This window comes from Streptomyces sp. NPDC059564, from assembly GCF_042735575.1.
In the GTDB taxonomy this organism is placed as follows: Bacteria; Actinomycetota; Actinomycetes; order Streptomycetales; family Streptomycetaceae; genus Streptomyces.
Map to the genome: position 1 here is coordinate 1 of NZ_JBHWBP010000291.1, position 9,758 is coordinate 9,758.

Here is a 9,758-nt window from a genome sequence, read left to right on the forward strand (position 1 = left end):
GTCCGCAGGAGGGGGATGACGGCAGGGCCGCCGTCGAGGACCGACTGGGCCATGGCGGTCAGGACACCGCCCGGGCCGATCTCCAGGAAGGTGCCGACACCCTCGTCGGCGAGGGACGTGACGGCATCGGCGAAACGGACCGCCTCGCGGACGTGGCGCACCCAGTAGTCGACGGAGCCGAACGCCTCGCCCGAGACCGGAAGACCGGTGAGGGTGGAGACGACCGGCACGTGCGGGGCGTCGAAGGTGACCGTTTCCGCGACCTTGCGGAACTCGGCCAGCATCGGGTCCATCAACGGCGAGTGGAAGGCGTGGGAGACGGAGAGCGCCTTCGTCTTGCGCCCGTCAGCGGACAGCCGGTCGACGACGGCTGCCACGGCGTCCTCCGCGCCGGAAACCACCACGGCCGAGGGCCCGTTGACCGCGGCGATACCCGCACGGCCCTCGGAACCGGCCAGGAGTTCCCGTACCTCCTCCTCCAAGGCCTGTACCGCGACCATGACACCCCCGGCCGGGAGCGCCTGCATCAGCCGGCCGCGCGCCGCCACCAGCCGCGCCGCGTCCTCCAGCGAGAACACCCCCGCCACATGGGCCGCCGCGAACTCGCCCACCGAATGCCCGGCCACCAGATCCGGCCGCACGCCCCAGGACTCCACCAGCCGGAACAGCGCCACCTCGACCGCGAACAGAGCCGGCTGCGTGTAACCGGTCTCGTTCAGCAGTTCCGCGTCCTCACCGAAGACGACGTCCCGCAGCGGACGCTCCAGATGACCGTCCACATGCGCACACACCTCATCGAACGCATCCGCGAACACCGGGAAGGCCGCGTACAGTTCACGCCCCATCCCCAGCCGCTGACTCCCCTGCCCTGAGAACAGGAACGCCGTACGGCCTTCCGAGGAAGCAGTGCCACGGAGTGCCGGGTCCGCCGTTCCGGTCGTGTCGGGCTCCGCCAGTGCGCGCAGCGTCGGCAGGAACTCCTCCAGGACCGTGCCCAGCGCCACCGCCCGGTGTTCCAGGGCGGCGCGCGAGGTGGCCAACGAGAGTGCCACGTCGGCCGGTTCGAGCTCCGGGTGGCTCTCGATGTGGGCGAGGAGGCGTGCGGCCTGGTCGCGGAGGGCTTCCGGGCTGGTGCCGGACATGAGCCACGGGACGACGCCCGGCTCGGGGCGCGCCTCTTCGGGGGCCGGGGTCTGCGTCGGGGGCTGTTCGATGATGACGTGGGCGTTGGTGCCGCTCACGCCGAAGGAGGAGATTCCGGCGCGGCGGGTGCGTTCGCCGTCGGCCGCCCAGTCGACGGTTTCGGTCAGCAGCTCGACCGAACCCGCCGACCAGTCGACGTGCGGGGTCGGCGCGTCCACGTGCAGCGTCCTCGGGAGGACGCCGTGTCGCATCGCCTGCACCATCTTGATGATCCCGCCCACCCCGGCGGCGGCCTGGGTGTGGCCGATGTTGGACTTCAGCGAGCCCAGCCACAGGGGCTGGTCCTCCGGACGGTCCTGGCCGTACGTCGCCAGCAGCGCCTGCGCCTCGATCGGGTCACCCAGCCTCGTCCCCGTACCGTGCGCCTCCACCACGTCCACGTCGGATGCGGACAGGCCCGCGTCGGCCAGGGCCTGGCGGATGACCCGCTGCTGCGCGGGGCCGTTCGGGGCGGTCAGCCCGTTCGAGGCGCCGTCCTGGTTCACGGCCGATCCGCGCAGCACCGCGAGCACCTGGTGGCCGTTGCGCCGGGCGTCGGAGAGCCGCTCCACCAGCAGCATGCCCGCGCCCTCGCCCCAGCCCGTTCCGTCGGCGGCGGCCGCGAAGGACTTGCAGCGGCCGTCGGCGGCCAGACCGCGCTGCCGGCTGAACTCGATGAAGGCGTTGGGGCTGGACATCACCGTCACACCGCCGGCCAGGGCCAGGTCGCATTCGCCGCGCCGCAGGGCCTGGGCGGCGAGGTGCAGGGCGACCAGGGAGGACGAGCACGCCGTGTCCACCGTCAGCGTCGGCCCTTCCAGGCCGAAGGAGTAGGCGATCCGGCCGGAGACGACGCTGCCGGAGCTTCCGGTGCCGATGTAGCCCTCCAGGTCCTGCGGGACGCTCAGCAGGCGTGCCGCGTAGTCCTGGTAGCCGGAGCCGATGAAGACGCCCGTGCTGCTGCCCCGCAGGGAGGTGGGGTCGAGGCCGCCGCGTTCGAACGCCTCCCAGGCGATTTCGAGGAGGAGCCGCTGCTGCGGGTCCATGGCGAGGGCCTCGCGCGGGGAGATCCCGAAGAACCGCGGGTCGAACTCGGCGACGTCGTAGAGGAAGCCGCCGTCCTTGGCGTACGTCGTGCCGGGCCGGTCTGGGTCCGGCTCGTAGAGCGAGTCGAGGTCCCAGCCCCGGTCGGCGGGGAATCCGCCGATCGCGTCGCGGCCCTCGGCGACCAGGCGCCAGAGGTCCTCGGGGCTGCGTACGTCGCCGGGGTAGCGGCAGCTCATGGCGACGATCGCGACGGGCTCGCCGTCCTCGGAGGTGCGGGCCGCTGCCGGCGGGCGGGTGCTCGCGGCGGCCCGGCCGGTGGCGGCCTCCGTGAGCTCGGTGAGCAGGTGTGCGGCCAGTACGGCCGGGGACGGGTGGTCGAAGACGAGGGTGGCCGGGAGGTGGACACCGGTCGCCCTGTTCAGCCGGTTGCGCAGTTCGACGGCGGTCAGGGAGTCGAAGCCCAGTTCGCGGAAGGCGCGGTCGGCCGCGACCGCGTCCGCGTCCGCGTGACCGAGTACGGCCGCCGCCTCGCGCCGTACGAGTGCGAGGACCGCGCGGGCCTGCTCGGACCCGGTCAGGGCCATGGTCCGGCGGACGAACTCGGGCAGTTCGCCCTGGGCGGTGCCGGGCGGAGCCGAGTCCGCCGCGGCGGCGGCCAGGGCTGCGGCGGCCTCGGGGATCTGGTCGATCAGCGGGCTGGGCCGGAGCAGGGTGAAGGAGGGCGCGAAGCGCTCCCAGGTGACGTCGGCCACCGTCACCGTCGTCTCGTCGCGGTCCATGGCTCCGCGCAGCGCCGCGAGTGCCGAGGCCGGGTCGAGGGCGGGGAGTCCGCGCTTGCGCAGCCGCTCCTCGGCGTCGCCGTCCTCGACCATTCCGCCGCCCGCCCACGGCCCCCAGGCCACGGCCGTGGCGGTGAGCCCGCGCGCCCGGCGGTGTTCGGCGAGCGCGTCGAGGGAGGCGTTCGCCACCGCGTACGCGGCCTGCCCGGCAGCGCCCCATACGCCGGAGATCGACGAGAAGAGGACGAAGGCGTCCAGCGGGCGGTCGCCCAGCAGGTCGTCCAGGTGCCGGGCGCCCGCAGCCTTGGCGGCGAGGACGTCCGCGAACTGCCGCGGTGTCGTCTCGTCCAGCATGCCGGGTGTGCCCACGCCGGCGGCGTGCACGACGGCGGTCAGCGGGTGTTCCCCGGGGAGGCCGTCGAGGAGCCGCGCCACGGCGTCACGGTCGGCGATGTCGCAGGCCTCGATGGTGACCTTCGCGCCGCGTTCCTCCAGTTCGGTACGGAGTTCACCGGCTCCCGCCGCCGCTGCTCCGCGCCGGCTGGTCAGCACCAGGTGTTCAGCGCCGGCGCCGGCCAGCCAGCGGGCCACGTGCGCGCCGAGGGCGCCGGTACCACCGGTGATCAGCACGGTGCCGCGCGGCTGCCACCCGGCGGTCGCGCCGCTCTGCGCGGCCGCGCCCTGCGGGGAGCGCTGCAGGCGTCGTACGAAGACACCCGCGGCCCGTACGGCCAGCTGGTCCTCCGCCCCGTGGGCGCCGGCGAGCGCTGCGGCGAAGCGGCGTGCCGTGCGGTCGTCCAGTACGTCGGGCAGGTCCAGCAGGCCGCCCCAGCGGGCGGGGTGCTCCAGTGCCGCGGTGCGGCCGAGTGCCCAGACCTGTGCCTGGTGCGGGCTGCGGAGCGGGTCGGAGGATCCCGTCGACACGGCGCCCCGGGTCGCGCACCACAGGGGGGCGCCGAGGGTGGCGTCGCCGAGGGCCTGGTCGAGCGCCAGGGTCGCGGCGAGTCCCTCCGGGAGGACTGCGTGGGCGGGGTGCGGCTGCTCGTCGAGCGCCAGCAGCGAGAGGACTCCGGCCACGGCCCCGTCGGCCGCGGCGGTGCGCAGCCGGTCGGCGAGGTCCGCCCGTCCGGCACCGGGTTCTACGGGTACGGGGCGTACGTCGGCGCCGTGGTCGCGCAGGGCCCGCAGCGCGGCCGCCACCCACGGGTCGCCGTCCTCCAGGCGGCCGGCGGGTGCCGCGACGAGCCAGGTGCCGGGCAACCGGATCTCGATGGCCGCGGGCGCGGCGGGCTTCCAGACGGTCCGGTAGCGCCGGCCGTCCAGGGTGGACCGCTCGCGGTGCCTGCGCCGCCACAGGGTGAGCGCGGGCAGCACCGAGCTGAGGGGCGCGTCACCGGCCAGGTCGAGCCGTTCCGCGAAGGCTTCGAGGTCCGCGCTCTCCACGGCCTCCCAGAACCCGGCCTCTGCCGGGTCCACGGTCCCGGCATCGGGCCGGCCGCCGGAGAAGGCCGTCGACTCCAGCCAGTACCGGCTGCGCTGGAACGCGTACGTCGGCAGGTCGGGGAGTACGGGGCCGCGCTCGCCGAGCAGTGCGGTCCAGTCGAGCGCGACACCGTGGACGTGGAGCCGGGCCAGCGCGGAGGCGACCGCGAGGTCCTCGGGGCGGTCCGTGCGGAGCGCCGACAGGGCCACCGCCGGCTGCGTGTCGAGCAGCGACTGGGCCAGGGCCGTCAGTACGCCGCCGGGGCCGATCTCGACGAACACCGACGCTCCGGCGTCCGACAGTGCCCCCACCGCGTCCGCGAAGCGCACGGCCGCGCGGACCTGACGCACCCAGTACTCGGCGTCGGCCAGTTCCCCGGCCGTCACCGGGCGGCCCGTGACCGTGGAGACCACCGCAATGGCCGGCTCGGCGAAGGTCACGCTCTCGACGACCTTGCGGAAGTCGGCCAGCATCGGGTCCATCAACGGCGAGTGGAAGGCGTGCGAGACGGAGAGGGCCTTCGTCTTGCGGCCCTGGGCCGTCAGCCCTGCCACGACCGCCGCCACGGCGTCCTCGGCGCCCGAAACCACCACGGCCGAGGGGCCGTTGACGGCGGCGATGCCCGCACGCTCTTCGTTTCCGGCCAGCAGGGCCCGTACCTCGTCCTCCGATGCCTGGACCGCCACCATCACTCCCCCGGCCGGGAGAGCCTGCATCAGGCGGCCGCGGGCCGCCACGAGCTTCGCCGCGTCGTGCAGTGACAGCACGCCCGCCACATGGGCCGCCGCGAACTCGCCCACCGAGTGCCCGGACATCACGTCGGGCCGCACGCCCCACGCCCCGAGCAGCCGGAACAGCGCCACCTCGATGGCGAACAGCGCGGGCTGCGTGTACGCCGTCCGGTTGAGGTGCTCCTCGTCCTGGCCGAACATCACGCTCTTCAGGGGGAGTTCGAGGTGGACGTCCAGCGCGGCACACACCGCGTCGAACGCCTCGGCGAACACCGGGAAGGCGGCGTACAGTTCACGCCCCATGCCGAGTCTCTGGCTGCCCTGCCCCGAGAACAGGAACGCCACCCTGTTCTTGCGTGCCGCCGTGCCGTCGAAGACGTGGCCCGTCGGCTCGTGGCGGGCGAAGGCGGCGAGGGCGGTGAGCAGTTCGTCGCGGTCGCGGCCTACGACGGCGGCGCGGTGGGGCAGCCCGGCACGGGTCGTCGCCAGCGCCTGGGCGATGGCTGCCGCGGGGACCCGCAGGTGCGCTTGCGCGTACGAGAGCAGTCGCCGGGCCTGTTCGGGGAGTGCCTCGGGGCTGCGGGCCGAGATCGGCCAGAGGAGAGGGGTCCGGGAGGGCTCCGTGGTGCCGTCGGCGGCCGGTTCGGCGGCGGGTTCCTCCAGGACGACGTGGGCGTTGGTGCCGCTGACCCCGAACGCGGACACGCCCGCCCGGCGCGGCCCCTCCCCCCGCGGCCAGTCGACCGGCTCCGTCAGCAGCCGGACGGCGCCCGCCGCCCAGTCCACGTGCGGCGAGGGCTCGTCGAGGTGCAGGGTGCCCGGAAGGACCCCGTGGTGCATGGCCATGACCATCTTGATGACGCCGGCGACGCCCGCGGCGGCCTGGGTGTGGCCGATGTTCGACTTGAGCGCGCCGAGCAGCAGCGGCCGCGCGGCCGGCCGGTCCCGGCCGTACGTGGCGAGGAGGGCCTGGGCTTCGATCGGGTCGCCGAGCGAGGTGCCGGTGCCGTGCGCCTCGACGGCGTCCACGTCCGCGCCGGTGAGGCCCGCGTTGGCCAGGGCCTGGCGGATGACCTTCTGCTGCGCGGGGCCGCTGGGGGCGGTCAGGCCGTTGGACGCGCCGTCCTGGTTGACCGCGCTGCCCCGGACCACGGCCAGCACGCGATGGCCGTTGCGCCGGGCGTCGGAGAGCCGCTCGACCAGCAGGATGCCGACGCCCTCGGACCAGCCCGTACCGTCGGCGGACGCGGAGAACGGCTTGCACCGGCCGTCGGCGGCCAGCCCGCGCTGCCGGCTGAACTCCATGAACGCGCCGGGGGTGGACATGACCGTCACGCCGCTGACCAGGGCCAGCGAGCATTCGTCCTTGCGCAGCGCCTGGGCGGCGAGGTGCAGGGCGACGAGCGACGACGAGCACGCCGTATCGACGGTGACCGCGGGCCCCTCGAAGCCGAAGGTGTAGGCGAGGCGTCCGGAGATGACGGCGGCGGCGTTGCCCGTGCCGAGGTATCCGTCGAAGTCCTCCGGGGAGGTGGACAGCCGTGCATAGTCCTGGCCGTTGGTACCGGCGAAGACCCCGGTTCGGCTGCCGCGCAGGGTCGCCGGGTCGATGCCGGCCCGCTCGAACGCCTCCCAGGCGGTCTCCAGGAGCAGCCGCTGCTGCGGGTCCATCATCAGCGCCTCGCGCGGCGAGATGCCGAAGAACCCGGCGTCGAACTCGCCGACGCCGTCGAGGAACCCCCCGTGCCGTACGTAGCAGGTGCCCGCGTGGTCGGGGTCGGGGTCGTACAGCGCGTCCAGGTCCCAGCCCCGGTCGGCCGGGAAGCCGGCTATCGCGTCGCCGCCGTCCGCGACCAGCCGCCACAGGTCCTCGGGCGAGGTCACCCCGCCAGGGAATCGGCAGCTCATGCCGACGATGGCGATGGGCTCGCGGGAGTCGGCGGTCAGTTTCCGGTTCTGCCGGCGCAGCCGTTCGGTCTCCTGGAGGGAGGCCCGCAGTGCCTGAACGATCTTCTCGTCCGGTGTGGTCATCATGTGCTCCCGTACTCAGGCCGTTGATCAGGATTCGCTGTCGCCAAGCGCCAGTTCGATGAGGTTGTCGAGGTCCATCTCCGCGATGGCGGACTCGGCGTCCGGGCCGCTCTCGGGGTCGGATGCGGCGTACGCGCCGTCCGGACGCGTCCCGCCGCCGGACGCCCCGGCGGCCAGGTCCAGCAGGGTGTCCATCAGCCCGGCTTCGCGCAGGCGGGCCGGCGGGATCGACGCGAGGGCCTGCCGTACGCGGGCGTCGTCCGGGTGGCCGTCGTCGGCTGCTTCGGGGAGCAGTTCGCCGAGCAGCCGGTCGGTGAGCGCGCCCGGGGTGGGGTGGTCGAAGACCATCGTCATCGGGAGCCGCAGCCCCGTCGCGGTGCCGATCCGGTTGCGGAGTTCGACGGCGGTGAGCGAGTCGAAGCCCAGGTCCCGGAAGGCGCGGTCGGGCTCGACCGCGTCGTTGCGCTGGTATCCCAGTACGGCCGCGGCCTCCTTCTGGACCAGTTCCAGCAACAGGTCGTGCCGGTCCTGCGGGGTGTGGCCGGAGAGCCTCCGTACGAGGTCCGCGGCGGCGGTGGCGGCGTCGCCCCGGTCGCCGCCGGCGTCACCGTCGGCCGCGCCGCCGTCCAGCGCCGCCCGTGCTTCGGGGAGGTCGGCGAGCAGCGCGCTCGGCCGGCCGATGGTGAAGGACGGTGCGAACCTCGGCCAGTCGACGTCCGCCACCACCACGGCGGTCTCGTCGCGGTCCATGGCGAGTTGGAGCGCCGAGACGGCGAGGGCCGGGGGCAGCGAAGGGAGTCCGCTGCGCCGGAGGTACTCCTCGGCTCCGCCGTCGGCCGCCATGCCGCCCTCGGCCCACGGGCCCCAGGCCACGGCGGTCGCGGCGAGTCCCCTGGCCCGGCGGTGCTGGGCGAGGGCGTCGAGGAAGGCGTTGCCCGCGGAGTAGGCGGCCTGGCTGCCGCTGCCCCACACGCCGGAGACGGACGAGAAGAGGACGAACGCGTCCAGGTCGCGGTCGCCGAGCAGCTCGTCCAGCTGAACCGCACCGGTGACCTTGGCCGATACGACGGCGGCGAGTTCCGCCGGGCTCGTGTCGGCGAGGGCGGAGAACTGCGGGAGCCCCGCGGCGTGCACGACGGCGGTCAGCGGTGCGGGGTCGTCGGCGAGCGTGTCCAGCAGGTCCGCGAGTGCCGCGCGGTCGGCGACGTCGCATGCGGCGATCGTCACCCTCGCGCCCAGCGCCGTGAGTTCGGCGGAGAGTTCGGACGCCCCTTCGGCCGCCTCGCCGCGCCTGCTGGTGAGGACCAGGTGTTCGGCGCCGCCCTCGGCCAGCCAGCGGGCGGCGTGCCCGCCGAGCGAGCCCGTGCCGCCGGTGATCAGTACGGTGCCGCGCGGCTTCCAGACGCCGTCGGTGCCGCCGCCCGCGCCGCGGGGCATCCGTGCCAGCCTGCGGACGAGCACCCCGGAGGCGCGGACCGCGAGCTGGTCTTCGCCGTCGGCGCCACCGAGTACGCCGGCCAGCAGCGCGAGCGTCCGCTCGTCCGGCGTCCCGGGGAGGTCGACCAGACCGCCCCAGCGCTGCGGGGTCTCCAGCGCCACCGCCCGTCCGAGACCCCATACGAGGGCCTGGAGCGGCCGCGTGACCGGCTGGGATCCGCTCACCGACACGGCGCCGGCGGTGACGCACCACAGCGGCGCGTCCAGTTCCAGCGCGCCCATGGCCTGTACGAGCGCGACGGTGGCCGTCAGGCCGGTCGGCAGGCCGGTGTGGACCGGGTGGGTGTCTTCGTCGAGGGCCAGCAGGGACAGCACGCCGGCCACGGGTGCCGCGTCCGCGGGCACCGCATCCCGCAGCAGCGCGGTGAGCGCCTCGCGGTCGGCTGCCCGGTCGGAGACGGTGACGCACAACGACCGGGCGCCCCGGTCGCGCAGCGTGCGGGCGTACGGCTCGGCGGTCTCGGCGTCCGGCGCCACGACCAGCCAGGTGCCCGACAGCGGGCCGGACGGCGTGTCGGTGAGCGGCTGCCACACCGCCTGGTAGCGCCAGCCGTCCAGGGCGGAGCGGCTACGGGTCTCCTGGCGCCAGGTGGAGAGCGCGCCGAGCAGCGAATCCAGGGATGCCCCGGTTTCCACGCCCAGCCGCTCGGCGAGTGCCTCGGGCCGCCCGCTCTCGACCGCCTCCCAGAACTCCGCCTCCGCCGCGACGTCGGCTCCGGCCCCGCGGGCGGCCACGGCGGGGGCCGCGGCTGCTTCGAGCCAGTAGTGCTCGCGCTGGAAGGCGTAGGTGGGCAGGTCGATGAGCCGGGCACCACGTCCGGCGAGGACGGCCGTCCAGTCGACGGGCGTGCCGTGGACGTGGAGCCGGGCGAGGGCGGTGGTGACGGCCAGGCCCTCGGCGCGGTCGGCACGCAGGACGGGGATGACGGCAGGGCCGCCGTCGAGGACCGACTGGGCCATGGCGGTCAGGACGCCGCCCGGGCCGATCTCCAGGAAGGTGCTCACACA

2 protein-coding genes are annotated in these 9,758 nt (G+C 74.7%); both read right to left on the bottom strand.

Annotation, left to right across the window (positions count from 1 at the left end; genetic code table 11):
* On the bottom strand, window positions 1–7,232 hold a 7,232-nt coding region (locus tag ACFV0Q_RS32140; RefSeq protein WP_385010133.1), incomplete at its 3' end, for a type I polyketide synthase.
* Window positions 7,233–7,280: 48 nt separating this feature from the next.
* The coding region (locus ACFV0Q_RS32145) for an SDR family NAD(P)-dependent oxidoreductase (RefSeq protein WP_385010131.1) at window positions 7,281–9,758 on the bottom strand (2,478 nt) is incomplete at its 5' end.